This window comes from Methylobacterium sp. J-077 (assembly GCF_022829365.1).
Classification (GTDB): domain Bacteria; phylum Pseudomonadota; class Alphaproteobacteria; order Rhizobiales; family Beijerinckiaceae; genus Methylobacterium.
Map to the genome: position 1 here is coordinate 42,283 of NZ_JAKSYJ010000222.1, position 18,136 is coordinate 60,418.

13 protein-coding genes and 2 pseudogenes are annotated in these 18,136 nt (G+C 65.1%); 7 read left to right on the forward strand and 8 right to left on the reverse strand.

Annotated features, from left to right (window positions below; genetic code table 11):
• Positions 1-257 precede the first annotated feature (257 nt).
• Positions 258-941 (reverse strand): TetR/AcrR family transcriptional regulator, encoded by a 684-nt coding sequence (locus MKL11_RS27935; RefSeq protein ID WP_243949569.1) that lies wholly within the window; start codon positions 939-941, stop codon positions 258-260.
• 201 nt (positions 942-1,142) lie between these two features.
• Here MKL11_RS27935 and MKL11_RS27940 point away from each other — a divergent pair, with 201 nt between their 5' ends.
• The 6 genes from MKL11_RS27940 to MKL11_RS27965 all read left to right on the forward strand — a co-directional run bounded on the left by MKL11_RS27940 (position 1,143) and on the right by MKL11_RS27965 (position 8,483).
• Entirely contained in the window at positions 1,143-2,228 is a 1,086-nt protein-coding gene (locus tag MKL11_RS27940; RefSeq protein ID WP_243949571.1) for an HlyD family secretion protein, read from the forward strand.
• A complete protein-coding gene (locus tag MKL11_RS27945; protein WP_243949573.1) occupies positions 2,225-3,802 on the forward strand; it encodes a DHA2 family efflux MFS transporter permease subunit in 1,578 nt (525 codons plus the stop codon). Before MKL11_RS27940 ends, MKL11_RS27945 begins: the two co-directional genes overlap by 4 nt.
• A 379-nt stretch (positions 3,803-4,181) precedes the next feature.
• On the forward strand, positions 4,182-4,856 hold the full coding sequence (gene mdcG / locus MKL11_RS27950; protein ID WP_243949580.1) for a malonate decarboxylase holo-[acyl-carrier-protein] synthase: 675 nt from the start codon (positions 4,182-4,184) through the stop codon (positions 4,854-4,856).
• Complete coding sequence (locus MKL11_RS27955; RefSeq protein WP_243949582.1) at positions 4,853-5,773, forward strand: acyltransferase domain-containing protein; 921 nt, start codon at positions 4,853-4,855, stop codon at positions 5,771-5,773. The genes mdcG and MKL11_RS27955 overlap by 4 nt, the downstream gene beginning before the upstream one ends.
• Before the next feature lie 175 nt (positions 5,774-5,948).
• Positions 5,949-6,932: a GDP-mannose 4,6-dehydratase gene (gmd, locus tag MKL11_RS27960; RefSeq protein ID WP_243949585.1), complete on the forward strand. Its 984-nt coding sequence runs from the start codon at positions 5,949-5,951 to the stop codon at positions 6,930-6,932.
• Between the two features lie 69 nt (positions 6,933-7,001).
• Entirely contained in the window at positions 7,002-8,483 is a 1,482-nt protein-coding gene (locus MKL11_RS27965; RefSeq protein ID WP_243949587.1) for an aldehyde dehydrogenase, read from the forward strand.
• A gap of 107 nt (positions 8,484-8,590) precedes the next feature.
• On the opposite strand, the gene MKL11_RS27970 is transcribed toward MKL11_RS27965, so the two are convergent.
• From MKL11_RS27970 to MKL11_RS28000, 7 genes and pseudogenes are all read right to left on the reverse strand, one after another.
• On the reverse strand, positions 8,591-8,875 hold the full coding sequence (locus tag MKL11_RS27970; RefSeq protein WP_243949589.1) for a CCDC90 family protein: 285 nt from the start codon (positions 8,873-8,875) through the stop codon (positions 8,591-8,593).
• Positions 8,876-9,139: 264 nt separating this feature from the next.
• Positions 9,140-10,162, reverse strand: a pseudogene (locus tag MKL11_RS27975) (substrate-binding domain-containing protein).
• Positions 10,163-10,327: 165 nt separating this feature from the next.
• Complete coding sequence (locus tag MKL11_RS27980; RefSeq protein ID WP_243949591.1) at positions 10,328-12,037, reverse strand: methyl-accepting chemotaxis protein; 1,710 nt, start codon at positions 12,035-12,037, stop codon at positions 10,328-10,330.
• 160 nt (positions 12,038-12,197) lie between these two features.
• The gene (locus tag MKL11_RS27985; RefSeq protein WP_243949594.1) at positions 12,198-12,860 is read right to left on the reverse strand and encodes a MetQ/NlpA family ABC transporter substrate-binding protein; all 663 of its coding nucleotides are present in this window, start codon (positions 12,858-12,860) and stop codon (positions 12,198-12,200) included.
• Positions 12,861-12,949: 89 nt separating this feature from the next.
• Positions 12,950-14,158, reverse strand: a complete 1,209-nt coding sequence (locus MKL11_RS27990; protein WP_243949596.1) for a hypothetical protein — start codon at positions 14,156-14,158, stop codon at positions 12,950-12,952.
• A 171-nt stretch (positions 14,159-14,329) separates the two neighbouring features.
• Complete coding sequence (locus tag MKL11_RS27995; RefSeq protein ID WP_243949599.1) at positions 14,330-14,626, reverse strand: hypothetical protein; 297 nt, start codon at positions 14,624-14,626, stop codon at positions 14,330-14,332.
• A gap of 893 nt (positions 14,627-15,519) precedes the next feature.
• On the reverse strand, positions 15,520-16,716 hold the full coding sequence (locus tag MKL11_RS28000) for a glycosyltransferase (protein ID WP_243949607.1): 1,197 nt from the start codon (positions 16,714-16,716) through the stop codon (positions 15,520-15,522).
• Positions 16,717-17,118: 402 nt separating this feature from the next.
• On the opposite strand from MKL11_RS28000, the pseudogene MKL11_RS28005 reads away from it, so the two are divergent.
• Positions 17,119-18,136, forward strand: a pseudogene (locus MKL11_RS28005) (IS1182 family transposase); the annotation flags it as partial.

Below are 18,136 nucleotides of genomic sequence, written 5' to 3' on the forward strand. Positions count from 1 at the left end.
CCGTTATTGCGCGCGCAGCGAAGAAGCCGAGTGTTGCGCTCCTTCGGGGATCGTGCGCCGCCCGAGTGGTTCAGATCTGACGCTGGGTACCCGCGTCAGACGTCTGCTGGGGGTGGTGAGCAGGCAGTGGGTTGCCGCCCAAAGCCGACATCCCGCTTCGCGCCCAGCGCCGCCTGAGCGGCCAACGTGACCCGAAGGCGGGCTGTTCGAGGGCGGGCTGGTTGCCGGTTCGGCGCTCATCCCTTTCGCACGCGGGATCAAATCTTGCTGGATCGGCGAACACCCGCGAGAAACAGTGCGACGGCCGCGCGACGGCGCTTCTCCTGCGCTTCCAGGTCCACCTCAATGCCGTAAAGGGCCTGCTTCGAGCTGCGTCCGAGGACGAGGTTGAGGAACAGGTCGGCGGCGATCTCGACATCGTCGATCTCGACCTGGCCCTGCGTGGCCAACACTTCCAGGAGCCGGGCAACAGCCCGTACGCCACGCAACCAGCCCTCCTCGTAGGCGAGCTTGGCCAGATCCGGGAACTGCAAGGCCTGGGCGGCGATGCAGCGCGTGAGCGCGGCCGCACCGGGATCCTGCGAGCGGGCGAGCAGCGTACGGCTCAACTCGTCGAGCACCATCCCGGCGTCTTTAGGTTCCGTCTGAAGAGCTTGCGCCTCGGCCGCCGCTGAGAGCGGCGCGAGCCACTCGCGGACCCGCGCGTTCAGCACGGCCTCGAACAGCGCGCGCTTGTCACGGTAGCGCGCATAGAGCGTCGGCTTGCTCACGCCGGCAGCCTCGGCCACCGCGTCGATCGAGGTGGCGTCGAAGCCGCGCTCGATGAACAACTGCATGGCGACCTCGACAATGCGGGCCTCCAGCCGTGCCGCCTCCTCCCGGGTTGGGCGCCCACCGGTACCCCGCTTCTGTGCTGCCGGCCGCTCTGCCACCGTTTCCATCCTCTGACTCCTTGCCTGAGCCGCATTCCTCACGTATCCATACTTTACCGTATCGTTTTGATGTTGGCTATTGTCATGGACGCCCGACCCAGCGACCTTCCACAACCGGGTGCCGTTCCCGCTTCGCCGGGTGCCGTCACCTCGTGTTCCTCAGCAGTCGCCATCCCGACGGCTCCAGCACGCAAGCGCCGGAAGGGCCGCGTGATCCTGCCACTTGCCCTTGTGGCTGCCCTCGGGGGTGGTGGGACCTACGGCTGGCACTGGTGGACAGTCGGTCGCTTCCTGGAGACCACCGACGACGCTTACCTCCAGTCCGACAAGGTAACAGTGGCGCCGCGCATCGCCGGCTACGTCGCCGAGGTCATGGTCGGTGATAACCAGCCGATGAAGGCCGGTGACACCATCGCGCGTCTGGACGACCGCGAGTACCAAGTCAGCCTCAAGCAGGCCGAGGCCGATGTCGAGAAGAGCCGCGCCCAGCTCCTCGGCACAGCCGCCGCGATCCTGCAGCAGCAGGCCCAGGTTCAGGCCTCGCAAGCCGAGGTCGAGAACACGGACGCCGCCTTCGACTTCGCCGGCAAAGAGTACGCCCGTTACCAGAACCTGCTGCAGACCGGATCCGGCACGGCGCAGCGCCAGCAGCAAGCGGAGTCCGACCTGCGCCAGAAGCGGGCGGCGCACGACAAGGCCATCGCCTCCCTGGAAGCGGCCAAGAAGCAGGTCGAGAGCCTAAAGGCGCTGGAGGGTAGCGCTCGGGCGACCCTGGAGGGCTCCCAGGCCAAGGTCGAGCAGGCCAAGCTCAACCTGACCTACACGACGGTCACGGCGCCCATCGACGGGGTCGCGGGCGACCGGTCGCTCCGGGTCGGGCAGTTCGTCTCCGCCGGCACGGGGCTCCTGACCGTCGTGCCCATGGGCCGGGACATCTACCTCGTAGCGAACTTCAAGGAGACCCAGACCGGGCAAATGGCCGTGGGCCAGCGGGTCGGCTTCACGGTCGATGCACTCGGGGACCATGAATTCCAGGGCCGGATCGAGAGCTTCTCGCCGGGTACCGGCTCCCAGTTCGCCCTGCTGCCGCCGGAGAACGCCACCGGCAACTTCACCAAGGTGGTGCAGCGCGTGCCCGTGCGCGTCGCCCTGGACGACACAGATCCGCAGCTCGCCCGCCTGCGTCCCGGCCTGTCGGTCGAGGCCACGGTCCACACGCAAGATCCCATCGCGCAGGTCCAGCCGCGCCAGCGCAAGGCTTCGCCCGCGCTCGTCAGCGAGGCGCTGCCGCAATGAGCGCGGCCGCCGCCGCAGGCACCGCTCCCGCGAAGGCGAGCGCCCGGGACTGGCTTGCCGTGTTCGGCGCGATCCTCGGCGCCTTCACGGCAATCCTCGACATCCAAATCACCAATGCGTCGCTCGCCGACATCCAGGGGGCGCTCGGCGCCTCCACGGAGGAGGGGAGCTGGATCTCCACCGCCTACCTGATGGCCGAGATCATCGTGATCCCGCTCACCGGATGGCTGTCCTCGGTGATCGGCCTGCGTCGCTACCTCGCGGTGAACACGATGCTGTTCACCGCCTTCTCGCTGGCCTGCGCGCTCTCGACCACCCTGAGCCAGATGATCCTGTTCCGGGCGGGCCAGGGTTTTACCGGCGGCGTGCTGATCCCCACTGCCATCGTGATTGTGCGCACGCGACTCTCGAAGGCGCAGCAGCCCATCGGCATCGTGCTGTTCGGGCTGACCGCGACCTTCGCGCCCGCCATCGGCCCGACGGTGGGCGGCTGGCTCACCGACAACCTGTCCTGGCACTACATCTTCTATCTCAACCTGATCTTCGGACCCGTGGCGGCGGCGATCCAGCTCGGCGCCTTCGACAGCGTTCCCGCGCGCTGGGGCGAGCTGCTCAAGGGGGATTGGATCGGCATCGGCCTGATGGCGACCGGCCTGCCGGCCCTGACCTACGTGCTGGAGGAGGGGCAGCGCAAGGACTGGTTCGGGTCGCAGATCATCGTGAACATGTCGCTGCTGGCGGCGGCCGGCATCACCGGGTTCATCGTCCGCGAGCTCACGACCGAGCGCCCGTTCATCAACCTGCGGGTGCTGACCAACCGTTCGGTCGGCGGCGCCTGCGTGCTGATGACGGTGCTCGGCGCGGTCTCGTTCGGGTCGATCTACATCATCCCGGTCTACTGCGCGCAGATCCAGGGCTACAACGCCCAGCAGATCGGCTACGTGGTGATGTGGTCGGGCCTGCCGCAGCTCGTCCTGTTCCCGATGATGCCGCTGCTGATGCGGACCTTCGAAGCGCGGCTTCTGGTTGTCACCGGCACACTGTTCTTCATCGCGAGCTGCTGGATCAATGTCGGGCTGACCCACGATGTCGGGGCCGACCAGCTGATCCTGCCGCAACTGATGCGGGCCATCGGCCAGCCGCTGTTCACGATCCCGCTCTCGCAGCTCTCGACGGCGGGTCTGGCGCCCCGGGATACAGCGGACGCTTCAGCGCTGTCGAACATGATGCGTAACCTCGGCGGCTCGATCGGCATCGCCATGCTGTCGACAATGATCGACCGACGCGAGCACATGCACTTCTCGGTTCTAGCCGAGGCGATCACCGTCAACGCGACCCGCACCCAGGACCGGCTGGCGGCTCTGGCGGCCGGGATGCACGCGCGCATCGCCGACCCGCTCGCCGCCAAGGGCGCGGCGCTGGGCATGCTGGCGCAACAGGTCCGCCGCGAGGCCACCGTCATGGCCTACGCGGACGGTTTCTACCTCGTCGGCGTGAGCCTCGTGCTCAGCCTCGCCGTGGTTGCGATCCTCAAGAAGCCGCAGCGGTCCTCGGGTCCCGTCGAGGCTCACTGAGACCGCTGCTTCACCAGATCACCCGACAATTTCGAGCAGACGATAGACAGCCGGTTCGCGCTTCGCCCCCTCGCGCGGATCGGCCGTCGCCGTAATCACTCCACACGCCATGGCATCCCTCGCGGCGATAGCGGCCCGAGTTGCAAGGTCGGCTCCAGCTCACTCATCGTCCGGAGGCCGTCCGTTGCAAAACCACCCGTTCCGTTTGCAGGTCATCGTCTACCGAGCTGCCGAGGAGCGGACCTTCCGAGGATCGGTAAAGCGTCGGCAGCAGCCCCGCCATCCGTGACGTTTCGGACGCGGGCGGAAGATCGTATCTTGCAGTCCAATCACCCGACGCCTCGAAAAACGGTCGCGGATGGGACAGATCTCTCAACCAATGCTCGAAACCCGCCCGCCCGGCACCGTGACCCGTCAGGACCTCGTCCGCGCCGATTCCTACGCCTGGGCGTCCTGGCTCCGCACCCGCGACGACCTCACGGGCGTGCCGCATCTCGCCGGCTGGGCCGAGGCGGGGCGTCCGCTGATCGTCCGCCGCCGAATCCCGGGGGAGGGCCGCGCGGCCGTCCCGCTCGGCCTTCCGCTGCCGCCCGGCGACGGCAAGCGCCGGATCGGCCTCGCCCTGCCGGCCGAACACCTCACCCGCATGGCCGGCCCGAGCCTCGCCGAGGCCGCATCCCATGCCCCCAAGGCTTGGCAGGCGACGATCGCCGCGGCGGTCGCGCTCGGCGAACGCTACGCTCTGAAACCCCGCCCGTTCGGCGGCCTGCTCTGGCAGGCGGTGACGGGGCTTACCTACCTGACCGAGGCCTCCGACCTCGACCTGCTCTGGCCCTGTCAGGCGCCCGTGCCGACCGGCCTGCTCGACGGGCTCGCGTCCATCGCCGATAAGGCGCCGATGCGCCTCGACGGCGAGATCCTGCTGCCCGACGGGACCGGCCTGCACTGGCGCGAGCTGCGCGATGCGCCCGAGGGCGGGACGGTGCTGGCCAAGGGTCTGGACGGTCTGGCGATGCGCCCGGTCGCCGCCTTACGATTCCGGGAGCCCGCATGAGCGTCGCGATCCTTCTGTCCGGCCAGGGCGGCCAGCATCCCGGGATGTTCGACCTCACCGCCGACCATCCTGCCGCGCAAGCGGTTTTTTCCGCCGCCGCGCCGCTCCTCGGCGGCACCGACCCGCGCGACCTCGTCCGGAGCGGCGGCGATGCGCTCCACGCCAACCGAGCCGGGCAGATCCTGTGCTGCACCGCCGCCCTCGCCGCCTGGCGGGCGCTGGGTTTTGCCGGCCGGGCCATCGTGGCCGGCTACAGCATCGGCGACCTCGCCGCCTGGGGGGTCGCCGGACGGATCGCCGAGGCCGAAATCCTGGCGCTCGCCGCAAAGCGGGCCGAGGCCATGGATGCCGCGTCCGGGGATGGGTTCGGGCTCGCCGGGATCCGGGGCCTCGGCCTCGACGCCCTCGACGCCCTGGCCGGCCGGCATCACTGCCACCTCGCCATCCGCAACGCCCCGGACAGCGGTGTGGTCGGAGGCCGGCGCGACGCCCTCGACGCCCTGTGCCGGGAGGCCGCCGGGGCCGGGGCGCAGCGGGCCGTCCTGCTGCCGGTGCACACGCCCTCGCACACGCCGCTGCTGGCGGAGGCCAGCGCTGCGTTCCGGAGCGCCCTCGGCGCCGTCAGCCTGAACCGCCCGCCTGCGGGCGCCCCGCGCCTCGTCAGCGGTCTCGACGGGGCGACGGTGTTCCGCCCGGAAGAGGGTCTCGGCAAGCTGGCGCGCCAGATCTCCCACACCCTCGACTGGGCCGCCTGCCTGGAGGCCTGTCGGGAATACGGGGCCGACCGAGTCCTGGAACTCGGCCCCGGCCACGCCCTGGCCACGATGGCGCGCACGGCGCTGCCCGACGCCCGCGTCCACGCGCTGGAGGAATTCCGGTCGCTCGACGGCGTGACCGCCTGGCTGACCCAACCGTGAGGCGAAGCCTGCAGGCCGCGAAGAATTGGCCCGACGGCGCGCAATTCTTCGCGCAAACGGGCAACATCGCACCGGCACGCGCCACACCGCGAAGACTATGCGCGGTCTGGCCTCACCTTGACGCGCGGGCTACCACGGTCGTAGCAGCCGGGCAGCAACGGGATGGGACGGATTCATGACGGGCAAGCGCGCGCTGATCACCGGGGTGACGGGCCAGGACGGCGCGTATCTGGCGCAGTTGCTGCTGCAGAAGGGCTACACGGTCACCGGCATCGTGCGCCGCTCCAGCCATGCCGGGGTGTTCGACCACCGGTTGAAGTGGCTCGGCATCCTGGACGATGTCGAGCTCGTGGACGGCAACTTGTTGGATCAGTCGGCGCTGCTGCGCATCGTCCAGGCCGCCAAGCCTGACGAGATCTACAACCTCGCCGCGCAGTCGTTCGTGACCTCCTCCTGGCAGCAGCCGCTGCTCACCGGCCAGGTGACCGGCCTGGGCGCCGTGCACATGCTCGAATGCCTGCGCTCGGTCGCCCCCCAGGCCCGGTACTACCAGGCCTCGACCTCGGAGATGTTCGGCCTGATCCAGGAGGCGCAGCAGAGCGAGACGACGCCGTTCTACCCGCGCTCGCCCTACGGCGTGGCCAAGCTCTACGCGCACTGGATGACTATCAACTACCGCGAGAGTTTCGGGCTGCACGCCTCGAACGGCATCCTGTTCAACCACGAGAGCCCGCTGCGGGGCGTCGAGTTCGTCACCCGCAAGGTCACGGACGCGGTGGCGCGGATCAAGCTCGGCAAGCAGAAGGAATTGCGGCTGGGCAACATCGACGCCAAGCGGGACTGGGGCCACGCCCGGGACTACGTCGAGGCGATGTGGCTGATGCTGCAGCAGGACAAGCCGGACGACTACGTCATCGCCACCGGCCGGACCACGACGGTGCGGGACATGTGCGTGATCGCGTTCAAGCATGTCGGGCTGAACATCGATGATCACTTGATCATCGATCCGGCGTTCTTCCGTCCCGCCGAGGTCGAGGTGCTGCTCGGCAACCCGGCCAAGGCCAAGGCAACCTTCGGTTGGGAGGCGCAGACCAGCCTCGAGTCGCTGATCACCGAGATGGTCGACGCCGACATCAAGCGCCTCAGCGCTAACGGATAAGGCGGCGAGCCTCGTCACGGGCCCGCTTCGGGCCCATATCGCGCGCGTCATTCGCGAGAGAGGCGCGCCGTGAAAACCTATCAGCTCTACATCGACGGCCAGGACGTCGATCCGGTCGAGGGCTCGTGGTTCGAGTCCGTCAACCCCTACCGAGGCGAGCCCTGGGCCCGAATCCCGCGCGCCTCCAAGGCCGATGTCGACAGGGCGGTAGCCGCCGCCAAGCGCGCCATGTGGGACGGCCCCTGGGCCGCCATGACCGCCTCGGCCCGAGGCAAGGTGCTGCGCCGGATCGGCGACCTCGTTGAGCGCGAGGCCAAGGCGCTGGCCGAGGTCGAGGTCCGTGACAACGGCAAGCTGTTCGCCGAGATGTACGGCCAGACCCGCTACCAGCCGGAATGGTGGTGGTACTATGCCGGCCTCGCCGACAAGGTCGAAGGCGCTCAAGTGCCGATCGACAAGCCGGAGACCTTCGCGTTCACCCGGCACGAGCCGGTGGGCGTGGTCGGGGCGCTGACCGCCTGGAACTCGCCGCTGCTGTTCGTCGCCTGGAAATGCGCACCCGCCCTCGCGGCCGGCTGCGCCGTCGTGGTCAAGCCGTCGGAATTCGCCTCCGCAAGCACCCTGGAATTCGCCCGCCTGACCAAGGAGGCCGGACTGCCGGACGGGATGTTCAACGTCGTCACGGGCTTCGGCGGCGAGGCCGGCAGTGCCATCGTCGAGCACCCGGACGTGGCCAAGATCACCTTCACGGGCTCGGATGTCACCGGCGCGAAGGTCTACGAGGCGGCCGCGCGCCAGATCAAGCGGGTGTCGCTGGAACTCGGTGGTAAATCGCCCAACATCGTGTTCGCCGATGCCGACCTGAAGGCCGCCGCCGCGGGCGCGATCTCGGGCATCTTCGCGGCGACCGGGCAGACCTGCATCGCCGGCTCGCGGCTGCTGGTGCAGAACAGCATCCGTGAAGCCTTCGTCGAGCGGCTGGTCGAACTGGCCCGCTCGGCTCGGCTCGGCGATCCGATGCGGGCGGAGACCAATATCGGGCCGATCACCACGCCGCCGCAATACGCCAAAGTGCTGGACTACATCGCGCTCGCCAAGAGCGAGGGCGCGCGCTGCGTGCTCGGCGGCAACCCCGCCTCCGGACCGGGCGTGATCGGCGGCCAGTTCGTCGAGCCGACGATCTTCACCGGCGTCACCAACGACATGCGCATCGCCCAGGAGGAGGTGTTCGGCCCGGTCCTGTCGATCATCGGGTTCGAGGACGAGGCCGAGGCACTGCGGCTCGGCAACGACGTGATCTACGGCTTAGCGGCCGGCGTCTGGACCCAGGATATCGGCCGAGCCCTGCGTATGTCGAAGGGCCTGCGCGCCGGCACGATCTGGGTGAACACCTACCGCGCGGTGAGCTACATGATGCCGTTCGGTGGCATGAAGCGCTCCGGGATCGGCCGCGAAAGCGGGATCGAGTCGATCCGCGAGTACTTGGAGACCAAGAGCGTCTGGATCTCCACCAGCCGCGACGCGCCCGAGAACCCGTTCGTGATGCGATAGGGTTTCAAGCCGCGTTGCCCGCCACCGATCCGGCGCAGGGGCGTTTGCCCCCGCAACGGGTCGGTGACAAGTCCGGCGCAAGGGAGGCCTTGATGATCGCAACGCCGTCAATGCAGAGCACGGGCCATTGCGATGATCGCACCCACGATGATCAACGCCTGGTAGCCGATGGCCGATAGCACCCATTTGATGATGTCTGCCTTCGTAGCCTCGATCTTAGCCTCAAGCCGGAGCTCTGCCTCGCGGATGTCCGTCTTCGCGGCGAGGGCTGTCAGGTCGGCGTCGCGACTGTCTCGAATCGCATCGGTGATAGCCTCCGCCTGATCTTCGGGCAGGCCGGAAGCTCGGAGCTTGCGGACGATGGCAAGCGTGTCGAGGGCGACGACCGTCATGCCGAGCGCTCTGGATTCAGCTTCGAGATCCGCCGCGCCCTGTCGCGCAGCTCACGACATCCCGCGTCGCAGGTCAGCACGCTGCTCTTTTCCTGAGACAACATCACCGGTCGCCCATAATCGCAAAACGGCGCCCTACGACATGGCTCCTTTTGCATATCTATTCCTGTAAGTCCGCAGCCGACCAACGCTCTCGCGCGCTGCCACGACTATGAGTTTGGCGAGACGGCAGGGGCAACAGGATATCGCTGAGGGCCGAAACGTCTACTTCGAAAAATGCGTGGTCGACATCTGGTCCGTGACGAGTTCGAATGGCACCCAATCGTATTGCTGCACGGTCTCGCGCCGGATCAGCTTCAGCGTATCGTCCACCGCCCGGCGCGCCTGCAGGCCTGCATCCTGAAAGACCGTCACGGCCATGCGCTTGTGCTGCATCGCCTTCAGGCCGTCGGGCGTCGCGTCGACACCGCCGATCAGGATCCGATCGGATGGGATCCCGGCCGCCTTGACGGCATCGGCCGCCCCGATCGCCATCTCGTCGTTGTTGGCGACGATCGCGTCGATCGCGGTCCCCTTCGCCAGCTATGCGGCAACGAGCGCCGCCGCCTTCTTGCGATCCCAGTCCGCAGTCCCTTCCTCCACGACATGGAGTTCCGGGAACGCGGCGGCCACCTCTTTGACGCCCTGCGTGCGCAACGCGGTCGCCAAGTGGCTTGGATGCCCGTTGATGATTGCGACCCGCCCTTTGCCCTTCAGCATCTGCGCGAGCTTCCGCATCTGGAGCCGCCCCGCCACGAGATCGTTCGGCAGGACAAACGCCACGCGCCCGTCGAACCAGTCCTCGCGGGGACCGTTGTTGGCGTAGACCAGCGGGATGTCGACCTCCTGGGCGAGCCGAGTGATCGTCGCGTTTGCCACTGGGTCGACTGGAAGGACCACCAAGGCATCGACCTTCGCGGCGATGAACTGGCGGACCTGCTCGATCTGTTTCTCGCCCGCCCCCTCCGGGGCGTAGGCGAATTGCACGGCGAGGTCGGGAAGGGACCTTGCGTAGGTTTCGAGGCGATCGTGAAGCAGCTGCGTGAAGCCGTTCGGCTGGACCATCGCGACGCCGATCGTGGTCGACAAAGCCGGCGTTGCCAGGCTGGCGAGCACAGCTGCACAGGCTGCCGGCCGTCTGCCTCTGGCGACGATCGAACCCCGAACTCGAACGTGACACGATTGGAGTGCCTCTCGGGCGGCATTGAACCTCTGGACGAGGGTCCTTCCGCGGAGGGTTCGGATCATGGCACTTCCACCTGCTTGCAGCGCTCTCCACCGCGGTCGATGCCGCCTCGGCGCGAGCGAGCGCGTGAAGTCAATGGGTTCGCGTTGGACGCGATAGCGAAGATCTTCGCCGATGAGGACGCCAAGCAGCCGCCTGACTTGCCCCAGCTTGGTGACAGGACCGCGTCAGGCGGCACGGATGCTCTTCAGAAACCGCTGGACCTCTTCGCCCAGGCGCTCGGCATCGCGCGACAGCGCACTTGCCGAGGTGAGCATCCGATCCGCCGCAACGCCGGTATGCTCCGCCGCGCCGGCGACATTGGTGATGTTCGCCGTCACCTCGCCGGTGCCATTGGCAGCCTGCGAGATGTTGACCACGATCTCCTGGGTGGCGGCGCCCTGTTCCTCGACGGCCGCGGCGATCGAGGCGGCAGCCCCGCTCATGTTCTTGACCCGCGTGGCGATCCCCTCAATCGCCGCGACGGCGTCGGAGGTGGACGCCTTGATGACTGAGACATGGCTGGCGATATCGTCGGTTGCGCGCTTCGCTTCGCCCGCCAATTGCTTGACCTCTGCGGCCACCACTGCGAAGCCCCGGCCGGCGTCGCCGGCCCGAGCAGCCTCGATGGCGGCGTTAAGGGCGAGCAGATTGGTCTGCGCCGCGATCTTGGCGATCAGCCGGACTACGTGGCCGATCCGGTCCGCCGCGCCGCTGAGCACCTGCACGAACGCGATGGTCTGGGCAGCCTCCGTGGCGGCACCGTCGGCCATGGCGGCGGAGTGCTGGGCCCGGCGGCCGATCTCCTGGACCGACGCGCCGAGTTCGTCGGCGGCGGCCGCGATCATCCGCACATTGGATTGGGCCTGTTCGGCCGCGGCCGCCACCGTCGTGGACTGGCTTGCCGTCTGCCCGGCGGCCTCGCTCGTCTGTCGGGCCGTTCCCTGAAGCTGCGTCACCGCGGATGCGACGGTGCCGACGATCCCGCCCACCGTCTCCTCGAGCCGCTCCGCCATGTCGCGCAGCACGACCTTGCGCCGCTGCTCCGCTTCCTGGCGGATCCTGGCGGCCGCCTCGTCCAGGGCCTTGGCGTGAATCATGTTCTCCTTGAACACCTGCATGGCCCCCGCGATAGCGCCGATCTCGTCGCCTCTTTCGCCGCCGGGGATCGCGACGGCGAGATCGTTCTCAGCGAGGCAGGCCATCACCCGCGTGATCGTCGCGATCGGTGCGACCACGCGACGAATGATGAACCAACTGATCCCCAGGCTCAGAACCGCCGCGATGGCCAACGCCGCGATCACCGCAAGCCGGGACATGGCACCGATCGCATCGGCCGCCGCCGTCTGCTCGAAGGCTCGCCCCTGCCGGTGGACCAAGACGGAATCCACCGCCTGGGTGAAGGCGACGGCGTCGTTCTGGAACGGATCGGCGAACACCGCATCGGCCAGCTCACGCTCACCGGCGCGGTCCAGCGCGGTCGCCTCGGCCTCCACGGTCAGGAAGTGCTGCCAGGCCTGGCGCAACCGATGCGCCAATCGTTGCTCATCGGCCCCAGAGATGGTCGGCGCGTAGGCGCTCCAGGCCGCGGAGAACGTCTCCTGGGCTTTGGCGGCTTCCGCGAGATAGCGGCGGCGCTCGTCGTCCGAGCGGGCGTTGTGGGCCAGGACATCCAGGGCCCGCAGTCCCTGGCTCAATTCCTTCATGCGCCCGAGGATCGTGACCGCCTTGATCTCCTCGGAGATCGATCGGCTGACCTCGTTGATCATACCGATGCGGAATACAGAAAATATTCCAATCGTCGCTGATATCACGAACAGGGTTATCGAAGACCCGATGATGATCGAACGCAAATTGAGAGATAATTTTTTTCTAGGCTGCAATAAACCGACGTCCATATCTCAAACCGGGAAATGAGTTCAGCGTATTTCTATCAGATTTTCATTAAATAGGCAATAACTTATAGCGACTCGTTCGACGTAACTAGCAAGTTATTTTCATTTCTCGCATAATTTTATAAACATTGAGAAGAAATATTCGTATTTTCCGTTCTATTTTTCATCTTATCAAAGCAGTCGATGACGTCGGCAGGTCGGTACAAACCATCATTCTCGTCGCAGGTGAGATCAATGCAGCCCGATCTGCCAAACAGGCGGGGACGAAGCCCAGATTGCCCACACTGTGGGTCATCCGATCAGGCTGCCCGGACGGAGATCGCCGAATCGCGATAGCGATTACGGATGAAGGTCGTGACCCCCGCGGATGTGAGCAGGGCGACAAGCCGCAGGATTTCGCCTGAGGGGGTTTTGGGCCGCAGCTGAAGTTCGTGACGTTATTCGGCAGGGCGACGCTCGCTTCCTGCGGAACCTCGGCCAGGGTCTTCACGCGCCAGGAATAGATCTCGATCAGTTTAATAGGCACCCACGCCGCAACCGCGAATGTTACCCCGAGCTGCGCCTCTTGAGAGTGCAGGAAAGATACGTGCTGGAAGAAATTGGCGTCGGCATCGCCGTCATGGAGGAGGGCGTCCGGTCGGATATCGCCGCTCGTCTCGATGACCGTCAGGGAAAACCCTGGTGCCAGCGTGCGCGTGATGAATTCAAGGATCTCTGCATGCCGCACCGAGGAGGCGACGACCCGCAGGGCACTCGCCGCTCCGGCCCCGCTGACGGCTAAGGCCAGCGCTCCGGCCAGAACGGTGCGGCGCCTCGTCGATATCATCGGTGTCCCGCAGGCAGGATTGTGGGAAAGGCGTAGGACCGTTCAGTCGCCAGGAGCACTCGCGCGTGCTCAAAAGGTGACGGGTTCGATCACGGAATGGCAGCGCTGACAATCGTTGCCAGCGAATCACCCAGCAGGATCTTCCTCAGCGCCAGCGCCGCCTCGTGCGGCGGGCGTGCAAGGGCGTGCCGTACGGCCTCAATCGGCCCCGCGCAGACGGGTGGAACGAAGGCATGTTCCGGCCTCACCATGCGACTCTGCTTCACGCCAACCTTCGCGGCGCTCCCACCTTCGGACGAGCGCTGTGCGAGGAGCGCGGCAAGCCCAGGGCGACCCGGCTGCGCGCCCCTGAGCGTCTCGTCCAGCCTGACGAAGTCCGCTGCGGCGAGGGCGGCGCAGACTTCGGCTGCGGCCGCATTCGCCAAAACGAACTGTCCCAAAGCGCGGACGGTCGCGTCGTCGGCCGCCCGGAACTTCCGCCGCAATGCGGCCGATGCCCGCTGACGCAGACCCGCGATGGCCTCCGCCTCCGAACGGCCGGCCAGATACCCGTCTCGATACCAGGCGGCCGCTTCATCGACCGCAGCGGGATCTGCCGCAGACAGAATCGGCAGATTGCGGAGGAGCTCGGACCGGGCGGCCGGCGGGCTCGGATCGGAATCGAGGGTGGAATCCGGGAAGCGGTCGCTCCCAACCATCTCGGTCACGACACCAGCCTGGCGCAGCCGCGCCGGTTCGGGGATCCAGATATCTTCAGGCGCCACCGTCATGGTCTGCGCCACGAAACCCGACGTCAGGCCGGCCGCGAGATAAGCCGCGCGCTCGGCACTGGGATCGACCGCCTCGATCCGGCCGCCGGGTCCCAGCTCGTAGGGGGCGTGAAACCCGAGCTGGCCGCCGATGGCCAGATAACGGGTCCGTCCGCGCACGAAGACGAGGGTGCAGGCCGAGGCGCAGGCATCGGGCACGTAGGTGGCGAGACCCCGCTCGGCCACCAGCGCGCCGAGCGCCTCCGCCTCGTCGACCAGCCCGCCATCGCTGGTCAGGTGGATGCGCTCCACGCCCGGGTTCGCCGCCAGCAGGGCCGCCACGCGCGCCGCTACGCCCTCCGTAAGATCGCCGGCCAACCGGATGTCCCGACCACCCGGCCCGAGGGCCACCCGCGCCTCCACCTCGGGCGGCTCGTCGCCAGGCCCATCGGGTCGCGGAGCCAAAGCCGGCACCGGTACGGAGGCTGTCACCTCCGCCACGGGCGAGATCGCTGCGAAGCCGGCGGCGCCAATCACGAGGGCGCGCAAGGCCGCCTTCGCCGGGCGACCGCACCCGGGCGTTTCGATTGTCGGCATGGCGAGAGACTCAAGCCTCTGTCGCTGCGCTCCGGACACGCCGCGGGTAGGAATACTCCGCAGCGTCCGCCGAGATGGCAGCCGAGTGGTTGGGGGTATCGATGTTCGGCGAGGACACAGTGGTTATTGCAGGTAGGCGACGAACATCTCGGCGACAGCGCGCGCCGCGTAATCCGCCGGGCTCTCGCCGCGCCAGACCGGGAAGGCGTCGATGATCGTCCGCCCGTCGAGAATCTGCTCGACCTCGTCGGCCATCAACCCTTCGTCGAGGGCATTCGCCAGTGCCGCGCGTCCATGCGTGTAATAGCGCTGCAGATCGCTGGATGGAGTCACATCAAGCATTGAATCGAAGAAAATGATCCCGTGCGGGGCTGACGAATTACGGGGCGTGGTGGAATTCAGAGTGGCGTGCGTGGGCATCGTCGGTCGTCTCCTGTGTGGGGGTGTGTGTCTGTGTCGGATCCTCGAACCGACAACACCACGCCCAGGACGAAGTCGCGGCGATGGCTGTGTGTGCGTAGACGATCACTCGGCCCTCCATCCGACAGCTTTGTCGATCTGCATCGGGGACAGGTACAGATTAGTATCGCGGTCCAGAAATGTGCTCCCAAATAAAGCTCCCGCTACAGAGCAGATCCGTCGCCTAATTCGCGTACAGGAGCAGAGATGGGTCGTGGACGGGCGGGTAGAGCTTCGGCCATTGCGAGATGCGCGTGGCGTCTGGTGCCGAAAGGGGATAATCGAGGGAGCACATAAGAAAACGTGCACCTGCTCGAGCAGCACGATGTGACGGCGGACGAAACCAGCGATAGTTCTCGTCAAGGGGCAGGCGATATCGAGAACCGTTGAGCGGCCGTCTTGAATATCGACTCGTCGAAGTGCAGGTCGGACAGAAGTATGTTCGGCGACGCCGCAGTCCCATCTAGCGACTGCGGCGATGTACCATCTCTAAATCAGCATTTTCTGGTAAAAAAATCCTATGATATTTGAGTTTTTGAAAATATGACTCGCCTCTCGTCGATATTTATCCACTTTCAAAAAAATTTGTCGCGGATAAATTACAACTATTACTTACGTTGATTGCGATGAAGGTCAAATTAATGTCTTAGAGACAACGAAAATTACCAACTAGAATCGGGCGGCGCAAGTTTTATACGCGTCAACTAAATCGTAGAGCCAAGCGTCTGGGGCGTCTTCGCGTGACCAAGCGTTCACGCTTCGAAGTTGGTCGACATGCGCTGATTGCCAGCAGAACGCCACGAGCCAGGTATACCAGGGGACCCGATCCCAAGAGAGTTTCCGTCCAGAAAAAATCAAAAAAACTGCCAGCTCGGACTATAAGTTGCGACATAAGTCGAGTGATTAGCTCCCCAAGCCGGGTCGACCATTTTGGTAAGTGCTTTACGAGCAAGCTCGGCGCGTTGCGGTCGATCCTCAGCCGGAAAGTCCGGGCAGCCAAGAACAGCAAGACATGCCGAAAGGCATGATCTGTACTGACCTGTGTTAAATGCATGAACGAAAAATTTATCTTGCAAACCGTATGCATACATCCATGGCTGCAGAAAAAGGCCATCACTTGGCGATGCTAGACTGATTCCGGCTTCTGCATAATGGTATCCTTCGACATAACGCTTTTTATCTTGGCAATATCTCGCGGCGTGAAATAGAGCCTCGCCACGCCTCGGATTGATTGCTATCGCCTTATCGAATGTGGCGACGATTTGATCGAAAGGTTCGTCGAGCGCTTCCATTATTAGAGCGGCACTCAGATAACTGATATAGACTTCTTCGGCCCAGAATCCCAATTCGGCGCGCTTCAAATAATTGACAATCGCCTTATGCCGCTCCTGGCAATCGCGATAGCTTTGCGCAAGATAAAACGTGTATCGTGAAATCAGAAACGGATCTTTTTCTGTCGTCAGAGCTTTCTCCAAAATTTCCGCGTCCCGCTCGTAAGTCCTTTTATCACGACGGCGTGCTCCATCGTGCCCTCGACGCATTGCAATCGGCAAGGTATCAGACCAGACTAAATCTTTGCATTCGGCAAATTCGTGCAGAACCCCACGATAATGCCATTTATTTTTGTTGTTAAATATTTGAATTTGTGAATATCTAAAACTGTTATCGTGAATTTGGAGGCTGTACCCCGGAGCCTCGAGGATCGGCATCATGAAACCGGCCGGGATTATCAACTCGTCGTCCGCGTCGATAACCAAAGTGTAGGCGCCGTGCGGGCGGGCCAGATTCAGCGCTTCAGTACGATTGTAGGCAAAATCAACCCAAGGCCGCTCCAGCAGGGCGCCCGGCACATCGGCCAGGGTAGAACGAATGATCTCCTGCGTTCCGTCGCTGGAACCGGTGTCAACGATGATCCAATAATCAATAATCGAACGCACGGATTCGAGGCACCGGCGAACGACTGGTGCCTCGTCCTTAACAATCATCGAGAGACAAATTTTTTGACCGGAAGGAGTCATCTCTACTAAACTTCTCGATGGAATGGTGCACACGAACGACGGCTCATGATTCCCGCTTGTACCGCAGAGTTACGGCCACGGCAAAGGACGCATCCCCACAAGTTTGTGCAAGTTTTATAGAATTTGGAAATATTACGATCAAAAATCCTGAGTACTATTCTGTTTTCTATTCGAATATAACAGATGAAATTGCCATTTTTATTCAGTAAATGCGTATTTTTATGCTTATAAAGCAATTATTTCCACAACGTGCGCTGCTTTTATCGGCAGCATTTCTCCGGCACAATGCGCCCAGGGGATGGCCCGATGAACCGGAGGCATGCGAGTCGAGGCGGCGCTCAACGTCTGGCGAACTGGCCACACCGAGATACAGGCCTAGGAGCCTGTCCGAGTAATCTCCTCGACGGCGGATCGGGAGGGTGATTCACTTGGCTCATGACCAAGGTGTTTCGCTCCTGGGACGTCGATCAGGGTTGGCTTCTGCCGCCCTCGCTGCACGAGTTCGTGCCACCCGGGCACATGGCGCACTTCGTGCGCGATACGGTTCGAGAGGCGCTCGACCTCTCGGCCATCCTCGACACCTACACGGAGGAGGGCGGCTACCCGCCCTCCCATCCCGGCATGATGGTGGCGCTCCTGCTCTACGGCTACAGCCGCGGCCTGTACTCTTCTCGCCAGCTCGCCCGCGCCTGTGAGGAGCGTGTCGACGTCATGGCGGTGACCGGCATGAACCGGCCGGACTTCCGCACCATCTCCGACTTCAGCAAGCGCCACCTCGTGGCCCTGTCGGCCCTGTTCGTGCAGGTGCTGCGCCTGTGTCGGGCAGCCGGTCTGGTCGAGTTCGACCCCGTGGCGGTGGATGGTACCAAGCTGAAGGACAACGCCTCACGACACAAAGCGATGAGCTACGGGCGGATGCAGACCGCCGAGCCGGCCCTGGCCGCCGAGGTAGACGCTTGGCTGGAGCGCGCGCACGAGGCTGACACGGCGGAGGACCAGGCTCACGGTGCCGATCGTCGGGCTGACGAGACGCCGGACTGGATGGCCGACAAGCAGCGGCGGCTGGAAGCGATCCGCGCCGCCAAGGCCGCGCTGGAGGCGGAGGCGGCTGATCCGCCCGAACCGGAGGACGAGAGCGGGCCGGGCGCCTCGTCGGGCCTGCGTTGGCAGGGCCAGCCACTGCGCGGCGAAGACGGCGGTCCGCCCGACCGAGCGCAGCGCAACTTCACCGACCCCGACAGCCGGATCCTGCCCACGCGCAACGGCTTCGTACAAGGCTACAACGGCCAGATCGCGGTCGACGCAGCCCATTAGGTGATCGTCGCGCACCGCCTCGTGACCAACTCGGCTGACTACCGCGCGCTCGTGCCGCTTGTGGACGGGGTCCGCGCTCATCTCGGGCGCAAGCCGCGGGAGGTCTCGGGCGATGCCGGCTTCGCCAACGAGGCGAACC